At 62.3% G+C, this 21,049-nt stretch carries 17 protein-coding genes and 1 pseudogene; 9 read left to right on the top strand and 9 right to left on the bottom strand.

The window, feature by feature from the left end; all coding sequences use genetic code 11:
- Positions 1–71: 71 nt before the first annotated feature.
- The 5 genes from JL39_RS22970 to JL39_RS22950 are packed head-to-tail and all read left to right on the top strand — an operon-like array spanning position 72 to position 7,428.
- Positions 72–1,193 (top strand): thiolase family protein, encoded by a 1,122-nt coding sequence (locus JL39_RS22970; RefSeq protein ID WP_037156339.1) that lies wholly within the window; start codon positions 72–74, stop codon positions 1,191–1,193.
- A gap of 2 nt (positions 1,194–1,195) precedes the next feature.
- Entirely contained in the window at positions 1,196–3,493 is a 2,298-nt protein-coding gene (locus JL39_RS22965) for a 3-hydroxyacyl-CoA dehydrogenase/enoyl-CoA hydratase family protein (RefSeq protein WP_037156337.1), read from the top strand.
- A 24-nt stretch (positions 3,494–3,517) separates the two neighbouring features.
- Complete coding sequence (locus JL39_RS22960; protein WP_037156335.1) at positions 3,518–5,281, top strand: acyl-CoA dehydrogenase C-terminal domain-containing protein; 1,764 nt, start codon at positions 3,518–3,520, stop codon at positions 5,279–5,281.
- A gap of 28 nt (positions 5,282–5,309) precedes the next feature.
- Entirely contained in the window at positions 5,310–6,959 is a 1,650-nt protein-coding gene (locus tag JL39_RS22955) for a long-chain-fatty-acid--CoA ligase (protein ID WP_037156334.1), read from the top strand.
- 13 nt (positions 6,960–6,972) lie between these two features.
- Positions 6,973–7,428 (top strand): MaoC family dehydratase, encoded by a 456-nt coding sequence (locus JL39_RS22950; protein WP_037156332.1) that lies wholly within the window; start codon positions 6,973–6,975, stop codon positions 7,426–7,428.
- Positions 7,429–7,440: 12 nt separating this feature from the next.
- Here the strand turns inward: JL39_RS22950 and JL39_RS22945 are convergent, their stop codons facing one another.
- The gene (locus JL39_RS22945) at positions 7,441–8,334 is read right to left on the bottom strand and encodes a LysR family transcriptional regulator (protein WP_037156331.1); all 894 of its coding nucleotides are present in this window, start codon (positions 8,332–8,334) and stop codon (positions 7,441–7,443) included.
- Positions 8,335–8,435: 101 nt separating this feature from the next.
- On the opposite strand from JL39_RS22945, the gene JL39_RS22940 reads away from it, so the two are divergent.
- Entirely contained in the window at positions 8,436–9,176 is a 741-nt protein-coding gene (locus JL39_RS22940; protein WP_037156330.1) for an SDR family oxidoreductase, read from the top strand.
- Between the two features lie 24 nt (positions 9,177–9,200).
- Positions 9,201–9,419, top strand: a complete 219-nt coding sequence (locus JL39_RS22935; RefSeq protein ID WP_037156329.1) for a 4-oxalocrotonate tautomerase family protein — start codon at positions 9,201–9,203, stop codon at positions 9,417–9,419.
- Between the two features lie 119 nt (positions 9,420–9,538).
- On the opposite strand, the gene ugpC is transcribed toward JL39_RS22935, so the two are convergent.
- From ugpC to JL39_RS22905, 6 genes are read right to left on the bottom strand one after another with little or no spacing between them, the layout of a single operon-like run.
- Positions 9,539–10,648, bottom strand: coding sequence for a sn-glycerol-3-phosphate ABC transporter ATP-binding protein UgpC (gene ugpC / locus JL39_RS22930; protein ID WP_037156328.1), 1,110 nt, complete (start codon positions 10,646–10,648; stop codon positions 9,539–9,541).
- Positions 10,645–12,138: a sulfatase-like hydrolase/transferase gene (locus JL39_RS22925; RefSeq protein ID WP_200883998.1), complete on the bottom strand. Its 1,494-nt coding sequence runs from the start codon at positions 12,136–12,138 to the stop codon at positions 10,645–10,647. Before JL39_RS22925 ends, ugpC begins: the two co-directional genes overlap by 4 nt.
- Before the next feature lie 53 nt (positions 12,139–12,191).
- Positions 12,192–13,484, bottom strand: a complete 1,293-nt coding sequence (locus JL39_RS22920) for an extracellular solute-binding protein (protein WP_037156326.1) — start codon at positions 13,482–13,484, stop codon at positions 12,192–12,194.
- Positions 13,485–13,537: 53 nt separating this feature from the next.
- Complete coding sequence (locus JL39_RS22915; RefSeq protein WP_052183074.1) at positions 13,538–14,398, bottom strand: carbohydrate ABC transporter permease; 861 nt, start codon at positions 14,396–14,398, stop codon at positions 13,538–13,540.
- A gap of 5 nt (positions 14,399–14,403) precedes the next feature.
- Complete coding sequence (locus JL39_RS22910) at positions 14,404–15,351, bottom strand: sugar ABC transporter permease (protein WP_037156324.1); 948 nt, start codon at positions 15,349–15,351, stop codon at positions 14,404–14,406.
- A 28-nt stretch (positions 15,352–15,379) separates the two neighbouring features.
- The gene (locus tag JL39_RS22905; RefSeq protein WP_200883997.1) at positions 15,380–17,227 is read right to left on the bottom strand and encodes a sugar-binding domain-containing protein; all 1,848 of its coding nucleotides are present in this window, start codon (positions 17,225–17,227) and stop codon (positions 15,380–15,382) included.
- A gap of 134 nt (positions 17,228–17,361) precedes the next feature.
- Between JL39_RS22905 and JL39_RS22900 the strand changes: the two genes are divergently transcribed.
- Entirely contained in the window at positions 17,362–18,402 is a 1,041-nt protein-coding gene (locus tag JL39_RS22900) for a LacI family DNA-binding transcriptional regulator (protein WP_152601241.1), read from the top strand.
- 459 nt (positions 18,403–18,861) lie between these two features.
- On the opposite strand, the gene JL39_RS22895 is transcribed toward JL39_RS22900, so the two are convergent.
- Positions 18,862–19,869, bottom strand: a complete 1,008-nt coding sequence (locus JL39_RS22895; protein WP_037156321.1) for a zinc-dependent alcohol dehydrogenase family protein — start codon at positions 19,867–19,869, stop codon at positions 18,862–18,864.
- A gap of 102 nt (positions 19,870–19,971) precedes the next feature.
- On the opposite strand from JL39_RS22895, the gene JL39_RS22890 reads away from it, so the two are divergent.
- Positions 19,972–20,835, top strand: coding sequence for a LysR family transcriptional regulator (locus JL39_RS22890; protein WP_037157195.1), 864 nt, complete (start codon positions 19,972–19,974; stop codon positions 20,833–20,835).
- A 24-nt stretch (positions 20,836–20,859) separates the two neighbouring features.
- Here the strand turns inward: JL39_RS22890 and JL39_RS32310 are convergent.
- A pseudogene (locus JL39_RS32310) lies at positions 20,860–21,049 on the bottom strand (hypothetical protein); the annotation flags it as partial.

The following is a 21,049-nucleotide window of genomic DNA, read 5'->3' as shown; positions in this document are numbered from 1 at the left end:
CCGCCCGAAGGCGGCGGCGACCCGAACTATCCCAACATGTGACGCCCGTTCCGGACAGGAAGAAGAAGACCATGACCGCAATCTATATCGTCGACTACCTGCGCAGCCCCTTTGCGCCCGCCTATCGCGGCGCGCTTGCCGGCGTTCGCCCGGATGATCTCGCAGCCGCCGTCATCAAGGCGCTGGTCGGCCGCTCGGGCATCGACCCGGCCGAAATCGAGGACGTGAACCTCGGCTGCGCCTTTGCCGAGGGAGAACAGGGCCTCAACATCGCCCGCTGCGCAGCGCTGATCGCCGGACTTCCTCAATCTGTCGGCGGCTCCACCGTCAACCGCTGGTGCGGTTCTTCCATGCAGGCGATCCAGATGGCCGCCGGCGCAATCGCCATGGGCGCGGGCGACGCCTTCGTCGCGGGCGGCGTTGAAAACATGAGCCGCGTGCCGATGATGGGCTTCAACCCCATGCCGAACCCGGCCTGGAGCGACGCCCAGCGCATCGCCTTCCTCAACATGGGGCTGACCGCCGAAAACCTCGCCGACCGCTACGGCGTCTCGCGCGAGGAGCAGGACACCTATTCGCTGGAAAGCCAGAAGAAGGCGCTCGCCGCCCGCGCCGATGGCCGGTTGGCCGCGGAGATCGCTCCCATCGGCGATGTCACCGCCGATGGCTGCCCGCGCGACACCGATGCCGAAAAGCTCGCGGGCCTCAAGACCGCCTTCAAGGCCGGCGGCTCGGTCACGGCCGGCAATTCCTCGCCGCTCACCGACGGCGCATCCGCCACGCTGGTCTGCTCGGAAGACTTCGTGAAGCGCCATAACCTTGAGCCCCTCGCCCGCATATCGGGATATGCCGTCGCCGGCTGCGCGCCTGAAATCATGGGCATCGGCCCGGTGGAAGCCAGCCGCAAGGCGCTGAAGCGCGCCGGCATTTCCGCCGCCAACCTCGACGTGATCGAGATGAACGAGGCCTTCGCCGTGCAGGTTCTTTCCTGCTGCCGTGACCTCGACATCGATCCCACCCGCCTCAACCGCGACGGCGGCGCGATCGCGCTCGGTCATCCGCTCGGCGCCACCGGCGCCCGTCTGGTCGGCAAGGCCTCGCTGCTTTTGAAGCGCGACGGCGGACGCTACGGCCTCGCCACCCAGTGCATCGGTGGCGGCCAGGGCATCGCCATGGTTCTGGAGGCCGCGTGATCATGACCACGATCAGGAAAGCCGCCGTCATCGGCGCGGGCGTCATGGGTTCGGGCATCGCCGCCCATCTCGCCAATGCAGGGCTCGACGTGGTGCTGCTCGACATGGAGAAGAAGTTCGCCGATGGTGGCGTCGCCCGCCAGCTCAAGGCCAACGGCTTCATGGACCCGGCATTCGCGGCCCGCATCACCACTGGCTCGACGAAGGACGACCTTGCGCTGATCACCGACGCCGACTGGATCGTCGAGGCTGTCGCGGAAAAGCTGGAGATCAAGCAGACGCTCTACCGCGCCATCGACGGCGTCAGGAGGAAGGGTTCCATCGTCTCTTCCAACACTTCGACCATTCCGCTGCATTCGCTGGTCGATGGACTGCCGGAGGGTTTCGCCGCCGACTTCCTCATCACTCATTTCTTCAATCCGCCGCGCATCATGCGGCTGCTGGAGCTCGTCTCCGGCAAGGCGACGAAGCCCGAGGTCACGGCGACGATCCGCGACTTCGCCGATCGCGGGCTCGGCAAGAGCGTCGTCATCTGCAAGGACACGCCCGGCTTCATCGGCAACCGCGTCGGCAATTACTGGATGGTGGTGGCGCAGAACGAGGCCATCGAACTCGGCCTCGACGTCGAGGAAGCCGACGCCATCATCGGCAGGCCGTTCGGCATTCCGTCGACCGGCATCTTCGGCCTGCTGGACCTCGTCGGCATCGACCTGATGCCGACGATCCTGCGCAGCCTGCAGAACGCGACGCCTGAAGGCGATGCAGTGAAGGATTATGACGCCGAACCGGCGCTGATCGCCCGCATGATCGCGGAAAACCGCCTCGGCCGCAAAAGCGGTGCGGGCTTCGTGCGCCTTTCGCCCGACCGCAAGTCGCGCGATGTGACCGATCTCAAGACCGGTGACTACCGGCCGCAGAAGGCGGTTTCCTCCGAAAGCCTCGATGCCTCGGGCGGCGATCCGCGCGCTCTGATGGAGCATCCCGGCCTCGGCGGTCGCTATGCCTCGGTCGTCATGGAAAAATCGCTCGCCTATGCCGCCTTGCTGGTGCCGGAGATCGCCGATACGCCGGATGCCGTGGATGAGGCCATGCGCACCGGCTACGGCTGGAAGCAGGGTCCGTTCGAGCTGATCGACCGGCTCGGCGCCGGCTGGCTGAAGGCGCGGCTCGAAGCGCGCGGCGTTACTGTCCCCGCCTACCTCTCGCTCGCAGCCGAAAAGGGCGGCTTCTATTCGGTCGTCGATGGCAAGCGCGCCAACCTGCTGCCTGGCGGCACGGTTGAGCCCATTGCCAAGGGTGACGGCGTGCTGCTCATTTCCGACCTCAAGCTCGCCGGCAAGCCGGTCGAGGACTGGGGCGCGGCGAGCCTCCGGGATCTTGGCGACGGGGTCGCCTGCCTCGAATTCCGCACCAAGATGAACACCTATAATCCCGCTTTGCTCGACGCCATCAACAAGGCGGTCGAGCGCACGGCAAAGGATTTCAAGGCGCTGGTGATCGGCAGCGATTCCCCGGTGTTCAGCGCAGGCGCCGACCTGCGGGTGTTCCTCGACACGGTGGAAAAGGGCGGTCGCGAGGCGTTGGGCGCCTTCATCGACCATGGCCACCGCACCTTCAAGGCGGTGAAATACGCCCCCTTCCCGGTGGTCGGTGCGGCAGCCGGGCTGGCGCTCGGCGGCGGCTGCGAGATCCTGCTCCACTGCGACGCCATCCAGGCCCATGCGGAGCTTTCCATCGGCCTCGTCGAGACCCGCATCGGCGTGGTGCCGGGCTGGGGCGGCTGCAAGGAGATGATGCTGCGCTTCTCGGCCTCCACCGCCGCCCTGCGCGGGCCGGTCGCTCCGGCGATTGCCGCGTTCAACCTGATCGCGCCGGCCAGGGTTTCGACAAGCGCCTTCGACGCCCGCAATCTTGGCTTCCTCAGGGCATCCGACGGCATTACCATGAACCGCAGCCGGCTGATCGCCGACGCCAAGGCGAAGGCGCTGGCGCTCGCTGAAAACTATGTGACGCCGGAGCCGCCGGTGATCGCCATGGCCGGCTCGTCGGGAGCATCCGCCATCGGCAACATTCTCGACAGCGAGACGATGGCCGGACGCGCCACCGCCCATGACCGCGTCGTCGGGCTTGCGCTCGCCAACGTCCTGACCGGCGGCCCTTCCGCCGATCCGCTGAAACCGCTCACGGAAGACGATGTGATCGCGCTGGAGCGCGAGGCCTTCATCGACCTGCTCGCAACGCCTGCAAGCGTCGACCGCGTCAAGCACATGCTGGCGACCGGCAAGCCGCTGCGCAACTGAACAAGAAGAGGCAAGGAAGAACCCATGGCTGGCTATATCCCCCCCGTTGACGACGTGACGTTCCTGCTCGGCGAGGTCTTCGACTTCGACGCCCGGATGGCGGCATTGCCCGGTTACGAAGAGGTCAACACCGAACTGGCGACAAGCGTTCTGGAAGAAGGCGGCAAGTTCTGCGCCGAGATCCTCGAACCCCTCAACCGCCCCGGCGACGAGGAAGGCTGCAAGCTGGAAAACGGGCTGGTGACGACGCCGAAGGGCATCGCGGCGGCCTACAAGTCCTTCGTCGAGGCCGGCTGGGGCGGGCTTTCCGGCGACCCGGACTTCGGCGGACAAGGTCTGCCGCGCGTGCTGCAGATCCTCTTGGACGAGATGCTGTCGTCGGCCAACCTCTCCTTCGGCCTGTTCCCGGGGCTGACGCGCGGCGCGGTGGAGGCGATTTCCCACCATGCAAGCGACGAGCTGAAGCAGACATATCTGCCGAAGATGATCTCGGGCGAATGGACGGGCGCCATGGCGCTCACCGAATCCTCAGCCGGCACCGACCTCGGCCTGCTCACCACCCGCGCCGAGCCGGTGGGGGACGGCTCCTACGCCATCAAGGGCACGAAGATCTTCATCTCCTCCGGCGACCAGGATTTCGGCGGCAACATCGTGCATCTGGTGCTGGCCCGCCTGCCCGACGCACCGAAGGGCGTGAAGGGCATCAGCCTGTTCCTGTCGCCCAAGTTCCTCGTCAACGAGGACGGCTCGCTCGGTGAGCGCAACCGCATGTCGGTCGGCTCGCTGGAACACAAGATGGGCATCCATGCCCAGCCGACCTGCGTGATGAATTATGACGGCGCCATCGGCTGGCTGGTGGGAGAACCGGGCCGCGGCCTCAACGCCATGTTCACGATGATGAACGCCGAACGCCTGTTCGTCGGCATTCAGGGGCTGGGCATCGGCGAAGCCGCCAACCAGAAGGCCGTCGCCTACGCCCGCGAACGCCTGCAGGGCCGGTCCGCAGACGGCGCGCGTGGTCCCGTGCCGATCATCGAACATGCCGACGTGCGCAAGATGCTGCTGACCGGCCGGTCGCTGACCGAGGCCGGACGCGCGCTCGCCATCTGGACCGCTTTGCAGATGGACATCGCCGCTCGCCATCCCGATCAGGACACCCGCCGCAAGGCCGACGGTCTCGTCGCGCTCCTGACGCCGGTGGTGAAGGCCGCCTTCACCGATTTCGGCTTCGAGATCGCCGTCCAGTCGCAGCAGGTGTTCGGCGGCCACGGCTATATCCGCGAATGGGGCATGGAGCAGTATGTGCGCGATGCCCGCATCGCCCAGATCTATGAGGGCACCAACGGCGTTCAGGCCATGGACCTCGTCGGCCGCAAGCTGCCGATGGAAAACGGCGCTGTGGCGCGCGGCTTCTTCGCGCTGGTGCGCAGCGATCTCTCGGCAACGAAGGGTCCGGCCGAACTGGAAACGGTGAAGGCCTCGGTCATCGAGGCTCTTGCCCGGCTCGAAAAACTGACGGAAGACTTGCTGGCCAAAGGTGCCGATCCGGTGGAGGCCGGAGCGAGCGCCACCGACTACCTGCGTTTCTTCGCGCTGGTGAGCTTCGGCTGGCTCTGGGTGCGCATGGCCGCAAAGGCAACTAACGGAGAGACAACTCCCGTCAAGCAGCGCAAGCTGGCGCTTGCCCGATTCTTTGCCGCCCGCCTGCTGCCTCAGACCGTGGCGCTCGACGCAGCCATCCGCGCCGGCGCATCTGACATCATGGCGCTCGACGCCGACCTGTTCTGATTGAACCGTTCCCTGGGAGGAGAAGACCATGCTTGGCATGATGATGAATGCACCGCTGCTCGTGTCATCGATCCTGCGTCACGCAGCGACCTATCACGGCGGCACGGAAGTGGTCTCGAAGACCGTTGAAGGCCCCGTCCATCGCTACACCTACGCCGATCTTTCGAAGCGCAGCCAGAAGCTCGCCAACGCTCTGCAGAAGCTCGGCCTGCAGCATGGCGACCGGGTGGGCACGCTTGCCTGGAACGGCTACCGGCATATGGAGCTTTACTACGGCGTTTCCGGATCGGGCTTCGTTTGCCACACGATCAATCCGCGCCTCTTCCGCGAGCAGATCGGCTACATCATCGAACATGCCGGCGACAGCGTGCTCTTCTCCGACCTCACCTTCCTGCCGATCCTCGAAGCGCTGGCCGACCGACTGGCGCCGCTGACGGCCGTGGTCATCATGACCGATGAGGCGCATATGCCGAAGTCGGAGGTTCTACCGAACCTCGTCTGCTACGAAACGCTGATCGCGGCTGAATCCGACGAATTCGACTGGCCGGAGTTCGACGAGAATACGGCGTCGGGCCTGTGCTACACCTCCGGCACCACCGGCGACCCGAAGGGCGTGCTTTACAGTCACCGCTCCAGCGTGCTGCATGCCATGGCGATCAGCTTTCCCGATGTCTTGAATCTCTCCGCCACGGATGCCGTGGTACCTGTCGTGCCGATGTTCCATGTCAATGCCTGGGGCCTGCCCTTTGCCGCCCCGATGGTCGGCGCAAAGCTGGTCATGCCCGGCCCGAACCTCGACGGTGCTAGCCTGCACTCACTGTTCGAAAGCGAGGGCATCACCTTTACCGCCGGCGTGCCGACGGTCTGGCTCGGTCTGCTCGACTGGATGGACGCCCACGGCCAGAGCTTCTCGACGCTGAAGCGCGTCGCCATTGGCGGTTCCGCCTCGCCGCCGATCATGATCAGCCGCTTTCACAACATGGGGGTCACGGTTCGTCATGCCTGGGGCATGACGGAAACAAGCCCGATCGGGCTTGCGGCAACGCTTCTTCCGAAGCACCAGTCGCTTTCGGCGGAGCAGAGGCTCATGCTCGAATCCAAGCAGGGCCGTCCGCTGTTCGGCATGGAGTTCCGCGTCGACGGCAGCGACGGCAAGCCGGTGGCGCGCGACGGCAAGGCCTTCGGCGCCATGCTGGTGCGCGGCCCCTGGATCGCCGCCGGATACTACAACACGCCGGAGAGCCCGGCGCATGCCGTCGAAGGCTGGTTCGACACCGGTGACGTCGTCACCATGGACGCTGACGGCTTCGTGCAGATCGTCGACCGGACCAAGGACGTGGTGAAATCCGGGGGCGAGTGGATCAGCTCGATCGAGCTCGAAAACATCGCGCAGGCCCATCCGGCGATCAAGGAAGCGGCCGTGGTCGCCGCGCCCGACGCCCGCTGGGGCGAGCGTCCGGTCCTCGTGGTGGTGGTGAAGCCCGGCCAGACCTTCACCCGCCACGACATGCTCGACGTCTATACCGGCAAGATCGCCAAGTGGAGCATTCCCGACGACGTGATCGTGGTCGAGGAACTGCCGCATACGGCGACCGGCAAGCTGCTCAAGACCGCGATCCGCCAGATCGTTCTCGACGAATACGCCAGGCGCTCCCCGGACGGGACGCTGGCCGGCTGAGGAGAAAAGCGAAATGACCGACGATGCGCAGACGGTGAAGCTCTATCTCAACGACCTCGAACTCGGACAGCGTTTCACCAGCCCTTCCCATGTGATGGAACTTGACGAAATCCGTGAATTCGCCGGACGCTACGATCCGCAGTTCTTCCATCTCGACGAGGAACTGGCGCGCAACAGCCTGTTCGGCAAGCTTGCGGCCAGCGGCTGGCATACGGCCGCGATCACCATGCGGCTCTTGGTGCAGAGCCTGCCGCTTGCCGGCGGGCTGATCGGCGCGGGCGGGGAAATCTCCTGGCCGCGCGCCACATGGCCCGGCGACCGTATCCATGTCGAAAGCGAGGTGGTGAGTATCGCGCCTTCGCGCTCGCGGCCCGAGCGCGGGCTCGTCACCTTCCGCAGCGAGACGATCAACCAGAAGGGCGAGATCGTACAAGTCTTCACGCCGAGAATCGTAGCGTGGCGGAAATGAACCTGGCTGAGCTTAAAGCCCTGCTTCGGCGAACACCTTGACAATCCAGTCGATGAAGACGCGCACCCGCGGCGAAAGCTGGCGGTTCTGCGGGTAGAGCGCCGAAAGCAGTGTCGGCGGTGGCGGAAAGCTGGCGAGAACCTCGACCAAGGCGCCCTCGTCGATATCCAGCTGCAGGCGGTAGCGCGGTGCCTGCATGAGGCCATAGCCCCGTCGCGCGAGATCGATCAGCGTGTCGGAATTGTTGACCGTCAACCGGGCCGGCAGGGTGACATAACGCACTTCGCCCCCAACCATGAATTCCAATGGCATGATCTGCCCGGTGCGAGACGAGATGAAACCGACCGCTGCATGCCCGGCCAGCGCATCGGGCGACTGCGGCATGCCGTGCCTTTCGATATAAGCCGGGCTGGCGCAGGTGATTTCGCTGATCGTGCCCAGCCGCCGCATGATCAACCCGCTGTCGGCCACCTCGCCGGCGCGGATGACGCAATCGACTCCTTCGCGCACAAGATCCACCAATCGGTCGCCCTGGCCGATCTGCAGTTCGAGCAGCGGATAACGGTCGAGGAATTCGTGGAGCCGCGGCAGCAGAAACGTACGGGTGAGAAATCCGTGCGCATCGACCCTGAGCAGGCCGCGCGGCTGGGCATCTCGAAAAATGTTCTCCGCCTCGTCGACTTCGGCAAGGATCGCCAGACACCGCTCGTAAAAGGCGCGGCCATCCAGCGTCGTCGTAACGTGGCGGGTCGTCCGCTCGAGAAGCCGCACGCCGATATCATCCTCCAGTTGCTTGATCGACTCGGTCACGGTTGAGCGGGCAAGGCCGAGATCGGAAGCGGCAGCGGAAAAGCTACGCCGTTCCACAATTCGGGTGAAGAGCTGCATGCGGTCGAGACGATCCATGGCTTTGTTCACCACACACGAATTCTCATGTCAATTCGCTCACAATTGTTCTCGATTGGTGTCAGCAATATCTCTTGCTCATCAACGAAGGAGAATTTGCCATGACTACCAACGGACAACGCGTCGCGATCGTCACCGGCGCATCGAAGGGCATCGGCCGAGCCATTGCGCTCCGGCTCGCAAGAGACGGCATCGCCGTCGTGGTGAACTACGCGACAAGCCGCAAGGCTGCCGACGCGGTCGTCACCGAGATCGAAAGGAGCGGCGGCAAGGCGGTTGCCGTACAGGCGGATATCGGTAGTCCGACCGCTGCCGCCGATCTGTTCGACGCCGCGGAGAAAAGCTTCGGCGGTGTCGACATCCTCGTCAACAACGCTGGCATGATGAAGCTCGCGCCGCTTGCCGACATGGATGACGCAACCTTCGAGCAGCATATTGCCGTCAACCTGACCGGCACGTTCCGCAGCATTCGCGAAGCGGGCCGCCGGCTCCGCGACGACGGCCGCATCATCAACTTTTCCTCCAGCGTCGTTGGCGTTTATGGGCCGGCCTACGGCGCCTATGCCGCCAGCAAGGCCGGCGTCGAAGCCATGACCCATGTCGCCTCCAAGGAACTCGGCCGGCGCAAGATCACCGTCAACACGGTCGCACCGGGCCCCGTGGAAACCGATATGTTCATGACGGGCAAGTCCGACGAATTGGTGCAGAACATCACCCGGACAATTCCGCTCGGCCGTCTCGGCCAACCGGATGACATCGCCTCGGTCGTCGCCTTCCTCGCCAGCCCGCAAAGCGGCTGGATAAACGGTCAGGTGATCCGCGCCAATGGCGGCATGATTTAATACCTCAGGAACCAGGAGAACCCCATGCCATTCGTGAACATCAAGACACCGGAAGGCGCCCTTAGCCGCGCACAGAAAGAAGAGATCGTGCATCGCGCAACGGACATGCTCGTCGAATATTTCAGCGAGGCAGCGCGACCGCATACGATGGTCCTGATCGAGGAAGTCAAGGACGGTGGATACGGCCGCGCCGACGAAATCTTCATCCTGCCGGACATTTATCGCAGCAAGGAAAACAGTTAAGCGGCCGGATGCCGGTATGGCGAAACGATCCTCTATTTCACGGCGGGTTGACGACCGTTGGAATAGCGAAACTTTGCCATGCCTGCTTTCCGCCTGTGCGGCGTCTCTCCGGCTCCTGTCTAAGCACTTGCCTCAACGCCGCCAGGACGAGCCAGCGCCAAGCCCGATTGATCGAAGGCGTGAAGATCGGCCGGATCGGCGGTCAGGTGCAGGACCTCCCCTTTCTTCAAATCCCGTGTACGCTCGAACTTGACGGTTACGGAAATATCGTCGGACAGCCGCAGATAGGCAATCGTCACCTCTCCCAGATGTTCGACCAGATCGACCGGTCCGGAAATCAGCGCCTGCTCGGCCGTGCCGATCCGCATATGCTCGGGCCGGATGCCGAGGATGCCTCGCTCGCAGCCTGTCCGGCCACCGGCCGCGAAGCGAACGAGCGGAAGAGGCTTGCCACTGCGCGCAATGCGCGCGACATCGCCCTCGAACACCAGATCGACCGGCAGGAAGTTCATGGCCGGCGAGCCGATGAAGCCGGCCACGAACACGTTCCGGGGGCTGTCGTAGAGCTCGACGGGCCGGCCGACCTGTTCGATGCGGCCGCCGTTCAGGACGACGATCCGGTCGGCCAGCGTCATCGCCTCGACCTGGTCGTGGGTGACATAGATCATCGTCGTGTCCGGGAGCCGTTCTTTCAACCTGGCGATCTCGATACGGGTGGCGACCCTCAGCGCAGCATCGAGATTGGACAGGGGTTCGTCGAACAGAAAGACCTCGGCCTCGCGCACGATGGCGCGGCCGATCGCGACGCGCTGGCGCTGGCCACCGGAGAGCTGGCGCGGGCGGCGCTTGAGATAGGGTTCAAGCTGCAACATCTCCGCGGCGAGCCGGACGCGGCGGTCGATCTCCGCCTTGTCGACATGAGCGATCTTCAGACTGAACGCAAGATTGTCGTAGACATCCATATGCGGATAGAGCGCATACGACTGGAAGACCATGGCGATGCCGCGCTGGGAAGGAGGTACGTCGTTGGCGCGCACGTCTCCGATCATAAGGTCGCCCGAGTTGATACCTTCGAGGCCCGCGATCATCCGCAGCAGCGTCGACTTTCCGCAACCCGACGGTCCAACGAAGACGACGAACTCTCCCCGTTCGATATCGAGGTCGATGCTGCTGATCACCTCCAGCGAGCCGTACGACTTGCGGATATCCTTGAGGCTGATTGCGGTCATTGTCCTGCTCCTGCATTCTCGCCCAGCCAGTACCAGCCGTGCCTGGCGACCTTGGGGATGTATTTGGCGCGCGGGAGGCTGTCCTCCGTGCGTATCGCCCAGGCGAGGAGGGCCTCGAGCATCTCCGCCTTTGTGGCGGCATGGCTCGGGTCGCCGTAAAGATCGTGAAGCTCGCCAGGGTCCCGGCTGAGATCGAATAGCTCGGCCCGGCCCATCACATCGAAAGTCAGCTTGAAGTCGCCCCTGCGGACCATCTTCAGGTTCCCGCTCTGTGTCGCGGCATTCAGTTCGTCGAGCTTTCGGCCCTCATAGGGAAAATGGAGTTCCGGCCGTTCGCCCGGCTCGTAAGGCAGGTCGCCTATTCCCAGCTCGGAATAGATGCTGTCGAATTCGCGCTTCGGATATTCGGCCCCCGTCAGCATCGGCCAGAGGCTGCGGCCCTGGACGCCGGCAGGAATCGGCGAACCGATCATCTCGCAGATGGTCGGGAAGATATCGACAAGCGAGACGAAGTCGGTTCCGTTCTCCTGCGCGACGATGCCGGGTCCGCTGAACAACATCGGCACGCGGATCAGGCATTCCGGCAGGCCCGCACCCTTCCGTTGCAGACCGTAGTCGCCGGCATAGTCGCCATGATCGGAGACGAAGATCAGGACCGTATCGTCGGCGAGACCCTTCGCATCGAGATGATCGAGAAAACGGGCTATCTGATCGTCCAGCATACGGATCATCCCGGCATAGACCGCACGATAACGCCGCCATTCGGCATCATAACCGGGGCGCTTTTCCTCGAAGAGATCGGCGAGCCATCGCCACTGACCTCCGCGTGTAATGGCGGTTTCGCGCGAACCGCAACGGCCGGGCATCTGCTCGGGCGGGAACATGGAAAAGTAGGGTTCCGGCGCCTGATACGGATTGTGGGGTTCCGGCAAGGAAAGCCAAAGGAAAAAGGGCTTTTCCCTATTGTCGTCGACGCAACGTATGGCGTCGTCGACAACGCGGGAGCAAAGCTGGGTTGCCAGCGGGAACGGCGTCGGCTCAGCCGAGACATGATGGTCGAGATCGAAGAGCCATTTGTCGAACTCCTTCGCAAGCGGCATTGCACCGTTCGTGGGCCCGTCCGTGTGGCTATAGGGACCGCCATAGAAATCGAAATCCTCAGCAGCGAGATAACTATGGTTCTTGCCGGCCAGATTGACCGTATAGCCGGCCGCGCGGAGAACCTGCGGCAGATCGAAGGCATAGGTGACATTCTCTTGCGGCGACCAGTTCTGCTTGACACGCGTCGCCTTGGGAAAACGCCCGGTCATCAGGCTGGTGCGGGCGGGCGTGCAGGTAGGCATCGGTGTGTAGGCGCGGCGGAAGCGCATGCCCGACCGGCCGAGCGCCTCGACACGCGGCATGGTATCGACGGGAAAACCTTCAGAGGCGAAGAAGTCAGCCCGTTGCTGATCTGTCATGATCAGCACGATATTGGGTTTGCTATTCACGGACATGCTCCATTGATTAGGCGACGGCGGACGCGTCGCCCGCCGTCATCACGTCATCTGAGGATAGAAACCGCCTGCGAGAAGAACTCATCTGCAGCGTCCTTGGGCGTCGTCTGGGCAAAACCGATCGACTCGTTGAGGCGCTTCAGGAGTGATTCCAGTTCCCCATGGCCGGCGATCCATCCCGGCGTCTTCTTCGACGCATGAGCCCGCAGGCCCTTCAGATAGTCGAGAACCATTCCGCTCGTCTTGTCGACGGACTTCGACAGAATATCGGAAGCCTTGTCAGAGGCGGGACCGCCGAGCGTCAGCCCCAGGATTTCGATTGCTTCCTCGTCGTTCAGCAGGAAATCGATGAGCTTTGCTGCCTTGTCGACATTCTTCGAACGCGCCGGCACGGCCCAGAAGTCGAGCGCGCGGATGAGATGGCCATTGTCGGGGCCTTCCGCCGGGCTTGGGCAGGCGTGAATGCCGAGTTCCTGCTTCATCAGCGCCTGGAAGAAGACGAGTTGCTGGCACCAGCCGGTCTGCATAGCCGCCATGTCGCGCACCATGGGCGCGTTCTGAAAGCCGGTGCTTTCCGAGGTAATGGCAGGCGGCGGAGCGCCCTGCTCATCACGCATGGATTGCCAGAAGGCAAACCAGTCGGCGAGGTCCTGCTGTTCGAAGCCAAGCGCGTTTTCGGCATACAGCGACTTGCCGCGCTGGGTTACGAACAATTCGAGAAATGCCAGCACACCGCCGCTGTCATTAGTACCGTAGTGTTGATTGCCGCCGGCCTTCCCGAGCGCGATGGAAATTTCGCGGAAGCCGTCCCACGTCAGATTGTCGAGCTTGCCGGTAACACCAGCCTTGTCCAGCTTTTCCTTGTTGTAGAAAAGCGCGAACGCGATCTGATTGTTGCCGATTGCATTGGTCTTGCCGTTCATCGTCCCGATATCGACAACACCGGGATAGAGCTTGGAGATGTCGATGGTCGAGCCGATATAAGGAGCAAGATCGGCAAGCAGCCCGCGCTTGATATAGCTGTAGAGATAGGTCATCGAATGCCGGTGCATGTCCGGCGCCCCTCCGCCCGCATATTGCACCGGCAAGCGGTCCCAGAACTCGTTGAAAGGCGCGAATTCGACCGTAGTCGGGATGTCGGGATTTTTCTCGGTAAACAGCTTGAGCGCTTTCTGCATGCGCTCATGAGTATCCTGCCCCCCATACCAGGACCCCTTCACCCCGCCATTCGCGGCAAGAGCCTGCTCGCCGAGCCCCAGCCAAAGGGCGGCCGTGCCGCCGACGCTGACTTTCAGCAATTGCCGCCGGTCGAGGGAAAGGCCGGATTTCCTTGAACTCATTTCACTCCTCCTCATTATTTCATTCCTCCTCATAATCACGCGTTCCGCCGGACCTAGCCCTTGAGGCCAGTCGTCGCGATGCCCTCAGCGAGCTGCCGCTGGAACAGCATGAACAGCACGAAGAGCGGCAGCAGGGTTATCACCGACATCGCAAAGAGCATGCCCCAGGCGGATTCGCCGCTCGTCGCATCGATGAACAGATTGAGAGCCAGCGGCGCCGTGTAGTTCTCGGCCGAGCTCAAGTAGATGAGCTGCGAAAAGAAGTCGTTCCAGGTCCAGAGGAACGAGAAGATGGCAACGAGGACCAGAGCTGGCCGACAGACGGGAAAGATGATGTACCAGAAGATCTGGTACTTGTTGCAGCCGTCCATTTCAGCCGCATGGTCCAGATCGCGTGGAATGCCGCGAATGAACTGGACCAGCAGAAAGATGAAGAAGGCGTCGACCGCGAAGAACTTCGGCAAAACCAGAGGCAGAACCGTATTGACGGCGCCGACGCTCTGGAACGCGATATATTGCGGCAGGATGGTGACATGCATCGGCAGCATCAGGGTCACCAGCATGATCGCGAAGGCCGTCTTGGAAAAGGGAAACTGCAGCCTGGCGAAGGCATAGGCAGCGAGCGAACAGGAAAAGAGGTTCCCGAGGATTGCAAGCAGGCAGATGAACGCCGAATTCAGCATGAAGACGCCGAACGGCATTCCAAGCTTGGCCCAGCCTTCGATATAATTCTGGAGGGTGAAGTGGTTGAGATCGAAGCCCGCGTCGCTGAAGATGATGCTTTCCGGTTTGAAAGAGCTCGATACCAGCCAGAGCAGCGGATAACTCATCAACAGTGCAACAGCGGCGAGCAGGCCGACGCGGAGGATGCGGCGGATCGGAACAGCGGTGTTGATATCCGTGATCGTACTCATCTCTGTCAGCTCTCGTAATGGACCCAGAAGCGCGAGGCGTAGAAGGAGATCGCGGTGAAGACGGCGATGATCGCGAGCAGCACCCAGGCCATTGCCATCGCGTACCCCATACGGAAGTTCCGGAAGCCCTCGACGTAGAGGTAGAGCGTATAGAAAAGCGTCGAGTCGATCGGTCCGCCGGTGCCGTCGCTGATCACGAATGCCGGTACGAAGGCCTGGAAGGCGTTGATCGTCTGCATCACGAGATTGAAAAGGATCAGCGGGCTCAGAAGCGGCAACGTGATACGGAAAAACCTCTGCACGGGGCTTGCACCGTCCATGATGGAGGCATCGACGATCTCCTTCGGGATCTGGCGCACACCCGCAAGAAAGATCACCATGGGCGCACCGAACTGCCAGACGTGGAGAATAATGAGTGTCCACAGCGCGTAGCGCGGATCACCGATCCAGCTGGTGGTCTGGAAACCAAGGCCGCCGAGCATCATGTTGACGAGCCCGTTGCCGCCGAAGATCTGGCGCCACAGCACGCCGACTGCGACGCTGCCGCCGAGCAGCGAGGGCAGATAGAAGATGCCGCGAAAGAGATTGGCGGTGGGTGTCTGTTGCGACAATGCGACCGCAATCACCAGCGCCATTGCGATGGAGAGTGGCACCGAGACGAGCACATAAGTCGTCGTCACCTCGAGGGATTTCAGATAGCGGGGATCGTGTGCGAAGAGACGCTCATAATTCTCCAGCCCGATCCACTGTGGCGGAGAAAGAAGGTCGTAATGGCTGAAGCTCAGGACGAAGGAGCCAACCATCGGAAGCGCGGTCAGAAAGATCAGCCCCAACAGCCACGGCAGAAGAAAGACGAACGCGGTGCGAGCCTCGCCACGGTGAGACGGCGCGAGTGCATCGACCGGCACCGGCTTGCGCCTGAAAAACAATCGGGATGTCTGTACCGTCTCCATCCTGTCGCCTCCCGCAACATCTATTCGGCTATTCGTGACCGGCGGCCTTGCGCGCCACGCGACGGGCGTTGTCGACCTTCTCCTGCGGCATGATGGCGGCAGGCATGGTGGTGATGTCACGAATGGTTTCCAGGGGAAGTTTCGGAACGCGGGCGGCGGTCAGCAGTCCGTTCGCCTCCTGCTCCGTATCCGTTACCTGCGTGTAGCAGTAGCCGGCCAGATTGGGGCTTGCGGCAATTGCCAGGAACAGGTCGCGCAGGCAAGCCTCGAACTCCTGGGGATCACTCACGGTGGAATAACCATGCCAGTTGTCCCCTTGCTTCGGGGTATAGCTCAGCCCGCCGAACTCGGTCAGCATGACCGGCTTGTCGCCGAGTTCCCGTCCCCCGAGAACAAGACGACGGCGCGCTGGCCCCATCCCCTTCAGCATGGCCTCCATGTCCTCCCGATTGTGGAAACGGCTGCTCAGCCCTTCGCCGTCGGGGGCATAGTCATGAACCGACCAGATGTCGCTTTCGACCAGTTCCCAACCGTCATTGGAAATCGCGGGGCGGCTCGGATCGAGCGCCTTGGTCATATGATAGAGCGCGGATGCAAAATGGGCCTGATCCTCGCGCGTGGCGATATGAGAGACGCCCCAGCTTTCATTCAACGGAACCCAGGCGACGATGCACGGGTGGCTCTTGTCGCGGCGGATCGCCTCCATCCACTCCTGAGACAAGCGCTCCATCATGGAACTGGAGAAGGCATAAGCGCTCGGCATCTCCTCCCAGACAAGCAGGCCCAGCACGTCGCACCAATAGAGGAAACGCGGATCTTCGATCTTCTGATGGACGCGGACGCCGTTGAAGCCCATGGATTTGATGAGTTCCACCTCCTTGCGCAGGGCGGCGGCATCGGGTGCAGCGAGATGCGATTCCGGCCAGTAATTCTGCCCGAGTACGAGGCGCAGGTAATAGGGATGCTCATTGAGCAGAAAGAGGTGATTGCAGACGCTCACGCTGCGCAGGCCGAGATAACTCTTCACCCGGTCCGGCATCTTTCCTTCGAGAGTGATCTCTGCGTCAACGAGGTTCGGCTTCTCCGGCGTCCAGAGAAGGTGATCGCGATAAGTCCCGTGCTCGATCTGCGGAATGGAGATATCGAAGCACAGTTCGCTATCGGCCAGCATGACGCTCTGTTCGGCGAGAGACTTTCCCTTCACGCCGAATTTCAACGTCAGCCGGGTCGGCTCGATCGGCGCGGCATTGAGCCGGACCTCGCAACGGACCCGGGCGTTGATGAGGTCGGGGACGAAATGGATATCGGTGAAATGCAGGGCCGGCACTATACTCAGCCAGACAGGCTGCCAAATCCCGCTGGTGCGGTGATACCAGATGGCGTGGGGGTCTTCGAGCCAGTCCTGCTTGCCGCGCGGGACCCGGACGTCCCGCGGCTGATCTTCCGCCCGGACGACGACCGTCTGCTCGCCTTCACCATTCAATACACCGGTGATGTCGGCGGAAAACGGCACATGGCCACCGCGATGGGTCGCAACGCATTGGCCATTGACCCAGACGCTTGCAGCATAATCGACAGCTCCGAAATGGAGAAACAGGCGCTCATCGCGTGCAAGCTTTCGGGTTTGGAAAGTGCGATGGTACCAGATCACCGGATGAAAGCCGGGAGCACCGATCCCGGAGAGTTTCGATTCCGGCGGATAGGGGACTGTGATGGCCTTGTCGAAGACATCGGCTCGTTTCCACCAGCCTTCCAGCATGCCGAGATCGGCGTCGTCAAAAGCAAAGCCCCACTGGCCGCAAAGATCGATCAAACCCTCCCGATGAAATTGCAGGTTGGGCGCGAACTCGGCCATGACAGGCGACTGAATCGTCACGATACATCCTCCTCCGGTTCCCGAAGGACAAACGAAACCCTCCGCGCAAACACTTGTCTGCGTCGTCCGTTCGCCCAGCGAGAAGATATGAAACCGCCTTCAGGAGCGGTTGCTAAATTTGTTTAGCAACCTGCTTGACGAAAATCCTGTTGTCAAGGAGGTTATGCAAAACAGGGGTTGGAATGAAAAAACGAATCAAAATGGTTGATGTAGCGCGGGCAGCGAATGTTTCGCGCACGACCGTATCACTCGTCCTGAACGGCATTCCGGGCGTGCGGATCGCGGAGGCGACGCGTCAGCGTGTGCTGCAGATCGCACGCGAACTGGGTTATTCGCCGGGTCCGCTGATTGAAAACCTTGATCCCGAGCGAAAGCGGCTCTTTGGCGTGTTGATCAACGAAATCTCTGCAGCTTATCCAATCGACTTGATCTATGGCCTGCAGAACTGGGCCGATGCGCAAGGGCTGCAGATTGTTCTTCAAGTGACCGACAGCGTCGCCGACCGTGAAATTGCGGCCCTTGAAAACTTTGCCCGTTTCGGGGTCGAGGGCGTCATCTATGCCAACACGTTCACGGCCATCGTTTCGCCGCCGGCCTCGCTCGGCAATTTTCGCCACGTCCTGGTCAATTGCCGCCGTGAAGACAGCAGTGGTTTTGCCATCCTGCCGGCTGAACGCCATGGCGGCATGCTTGCGACCGATCACCTGATCGAGATCGGCTGCAGGCGCATCGCCACGATCACCGGCGACCCCTGGCAGATCGCCAGTATTGAGCGCCTGGCCGGTTATCATCGTTCGCTCAACCGGGCCGGCCTGAATCTCGGCACCCAATTCGAGCGGGTCAGCGATTGGGGCCATGCCAGCGGCTATGCCGCAGCACGCGACCTGTTGGCGCTTTCAGAGCCGCCGGACGGCATTTTTTGCCACAACGACATCGTCGCACGCGGCGCCATGGCAGCGGCCCGCGATATGGGACGGAAGGTGCCGGAAGACCTCGCTATTATCGGCTATGACGACCGCGAGTTCTCGCGGGACCTGGGAATCTCCAGCGTGACACTGCCCTTTGCGGAAATGGGGGAGCGAGCCTTGGCCGAACTGGCAGGCAACGCTGACCTGGCAGACAAGACGGTGACCATCCAGGGCCGGCTCGTTGCGCGCATGAGCACCAACAAATGAACAGGTAGAAGATATCTACCTCTCCTGATCAATCGTATCTTTGATTACTCCGGCGAAGAAAGAGAGCATGGTGGGCGGCCCGCTTCGAGCATCAAATCTTCGGCAGGCAGTACGGATTAGGCTGATGTCGGCCGCCGCATAGCCGCATATACCGATACGGGAAACCAGCCATCCACCTAAAATCATCTCGCTCTAAAAGCCGGCTTCACAAACGCGAAAGAGCAGTCGTCGACGCGGCATCGCGCGCAATCGCACAATGTAGCCGAGACAGCCCGCGACCCAGCGGCATTTTTTTCCGGAGCTTAACCTCATTGAACAACGGGCATGGCTCTGCAGCGGTAAGGTTCACTTCGCCAGCGGCATCATTTTAATCAGCCGCAATCCGAAATGAAATGGGTCACGCCTCAATGCTCCTCATGTGGCTACTCCTTCGAACCATGACGCACGCCCTGGCGCGGATCAGGCCTCCACGATGGAAACGACGATCTTGCCCGCAGCCGTCCGATCGCTAATTGCGGCATGGGCCTCGGTCACAGTGTCGAACGAGAAGACCCGCGGATCAAGGCGCGGAACGAGCTTGCCGGCCTCGACCAGTGCCGCAGCGGCCTTGAGTATCTCGCCATGATGGGCGCGGCCAACACCATCGAGAAGCGGCGCAAGGGTGAAGACGCCCGAATAGGTTCCGGCCTTGAACGAAAGCGGTGCCAGGGCATGCGTGCCCCAGCCAAGGCTGCTCACCACATGGCCGAAACGCTTGACCGCCTGGAACGACGCATCCAGAATGGCGCCACCGCCGGTGTCGTACACCAGATCGAAACCTGCGCCGCCGGTATGGCGACCGACATAGTCCTCAATCGACTCGCTGGCATAGTCGATAGGCGTTGCACCCATCGAGCGGATAAAATCGGCCTTGGCCGCGCGGTCGGTCGCGAATACCGTCGCGCCGAGCGCGAGGCCGATCTGGACCGCGACATGGCCGACGCCACCGGCGCCGCCCTGCACGAGGAGCGTCTGTCCCGACCGGACCTTTGCGCGATCGACGAGGCCTTCCCAGGCCGTGATAGTGACGAGCGGCAAAGCGGCCGCCTCGCGCATGGTCAGATTGGCCGGCTTGATCGCCAGCAGGCTGGCGTCGACGGAGGCATACTCGGCCAGCGTGCCCTGAATGCCGCCGACACCGCCGATCATGCCATAAACCTCATCCCCGGGGCGGAAAGCCGTGACATCGGCAGCCACCGCCTCCACTACGCCGGCCAGGTCGAGGCCCAGCACGGCCGGCAACGGATGGCGGGCGTGGGCTGCGGCACCCGCTCTGATCTTGGCGTCCAGTGGATTGACGCCGCTGGCATGAATACGGACGAGAATCTCGCCGGCATTGACGGTCGGGCGAGCAACTTCGGCAAGGCGGAAGGGGCCGTCGTTTGTCTCAACGAACGCGGCCTTCATTCTCTGCGCAGGATTGGTCATGGGACATGTCTCCTTGTTGATTGCCCAGATATGTGCTCAACTCAATTGCATGACCATCATAAATATCGCACGAAAAGCATGCGAAAATGTATGGGTAACGCGATGCGCACTCTTGAATGGAACGATCTGCCCATCTTCCTCGCGATCGCTCGAGAGGGCACGCTTGGAGCGGCCGCCCGTCGCCTGAAACAAACGCAGCCGACCATGGGCCGGCGGCTCCGCGCGCTCGAAGAAGCGGTCGGGTTGGTGCTGTTCCAGCGCACCAGCGATGGTTTCGTCCTGACCGACGAAGGTGAGGCGATGTTTGCGCATGCAGTCCGCATGGAAGAAGAGGCGCTTTCCATGCAGCGCAAGCTGGCTGGCAGTGTCGGCGGGCTCGAAGGCTTGTTGCGCGTGTCATGCTCCGACTGGTTCGGCGCGACCATGCTCAGCCCCGTGCTTGCGGAGTTCGCTCAACTCCATCCGAAAGTCACCGTTGAACTACTGACCGATCCACGTCTCTACAGTCTCGCCCGCCGCGAAGCGGATATCGTCATGCGCATCGCGCCCTTCGACGAGCCGGAGGTGATTGCGCGCAAGCTGGTTACAATTCCCTACGGTCTCTATGCCAGGTCAGATCACCCGAATGCGCGAAGAGGCGACGGCGCGGGATGCCCGTTGATCCTGATGGACACCGCTTTCGGCGGTATGCCGGATGTCGCATGGGTGACGCGGGCTCTTCCGAACGCGACGATCGTGTGCCGAAGCAACAGTCGGGAGATCCAGGCACGACTTTGTGCCCTTGGCGCCGGGCTGGCGGTGCTGCCCCGCCCGCTGGGGGATGCGACCGCAGGCCTCCGACTGATCGATTTGGGTGAACAACCTCCATCCCGCGACACCTGGATCGGCTATCATCGGGATCTCAAGAGATTGCCGCGCCTGCGCGCCTTGCTCAATCTCATCCTCAAGAGGATCACCAGAGGGTAGCCTGCCGACGGCGCAAACTGAAATCTAGAAGCGAATCTCTGGGAATCGGATCATTTGTCCGGGGTCAAAATCGCCGCCGACGCGCACCACCATATCTGCAACAACAATATCCACCGAGCCGCTGCTTACCGTTTCAACGCGCGCGAACTTGATCTGCTTGTATAGCGCGGCGATCTGGGAGGAACTTGCGCGACAATCTAGATGGGACTTTTGT

Origin of the sequence: Rhizobium sp. YS-1r, from assembly GCF_000757525.1 — a bacterium.
Lineage (GTDB): Bacteria > Pseudomonadota > Alphaproteobacteria > Rhizobiales > Rhizobiaceae > Neorhizobium > Neorhizobium petrolearium.
Note: the sequence above shows the minus strand (reverse complement) of the source record. Positions and strands in the feature narration are given on the sequence as shown.

Excerpts from the sequence above, each read along its gene's own strand:
- JL39_RS22940 (WP_037156330.1), top strand. The coding sequence starts at position 8,436 with ATGACTACCAACGGACAACGCGTCGCGATCGTCACCGGCGCATCGAAG.
- JL39_RS22965 (WP_037156337.1), top strand. The coding sequence starts at position 1,196 with ATGACCACGATCAGGAAAGCCGCCGTCATCGGCGCGGGCGTCATGGGT.
- JL39_RS22960 (WP_037156335.1), top strand. The coding sequence starts at position 3,518 with ATGGCTGGCTATATCCCCCCCGTTGACGACGTGACGTTCCTGCTCGGC.
- JL39_RS22895 (WP_037156321.1), bottom strand. The coding sequence starts at position 19,869 with ATGACCAATCCTGCGCAGAGAATGAAGGCCGCGTTCGTTGAGACAAAC.
- JL39_RS22955 (WP_037156334.1), top strand. The coding sequence starts at position 5,310 with ATGCTTGGCATGATGATGAATGCACCGCTGCTCGTGTCATCGATCCTG.
- JL39_RS22890 (WP_037157195.1), top strand. The coding sequence starts at position 19,972 with ATGCGCACTCTTGAATGGAACGATCTGCCCATCTTCCTCGCGATCGCT.
- JL39_RS22935 (WP_037156329.1), top strand. The coding sequence starts at position 9,201 with ATGCCATTCGTGAACATCAAGACACCGGAAGGCGCCCTTAGCCGCGCA.
- JL39_RS22915 (WP_052183074.1), bottom strand. The coding sequence starts at position 14,398 with ATGAGTACGATCACGGATATCAACACCGCTGTTCCGATCCGCCGCATC.
- ugpC (WP_037156328.1), bottom strand. The coding sequence starts at position 10,648 with ATGACCGCAATCAGCCTCAAGGATATCCGCAAGTCGTACGGCTCGCTG.
- JL39_RS22950 (WP_037156332.1), top strand. The coding sequence starts at position 6,973 with ATGACCGACGATGCGCAGACGGTGAAGCTCTATCTCAACGACCTCGAA.
- JL39_RS22970 (WP_037156339.1), top strand. The coding sequence starts at position 72 with ATGACCGCAATCTATATCGTCGACTACCTGCGCAGCCCCTTTGCGCCC.
- JL39_RS22920 (WP_037156326.1), bottom strand. The coding sequence starts at position 13,484 with ATGAGTTCAAGGAAATCCGGCCTTTCCCTCGACCGGCGGCAATTGCTG.
- JL39_RS22945 (WP_037156331.1), bottom strand. The coding sequence starts at position 8,334 with ATGGATCGTCTCGACCGCATGCAGCTCTTCACCCGAATTGTGGAACGG.
- JL39_RS22910 (WP_037156324.1), bottom strand. The coding sequence starts at position 15,351 with ATGGAGACGGTACAGACATCCCGATTGTTTTTCAGGCGCAAGCCGGTG.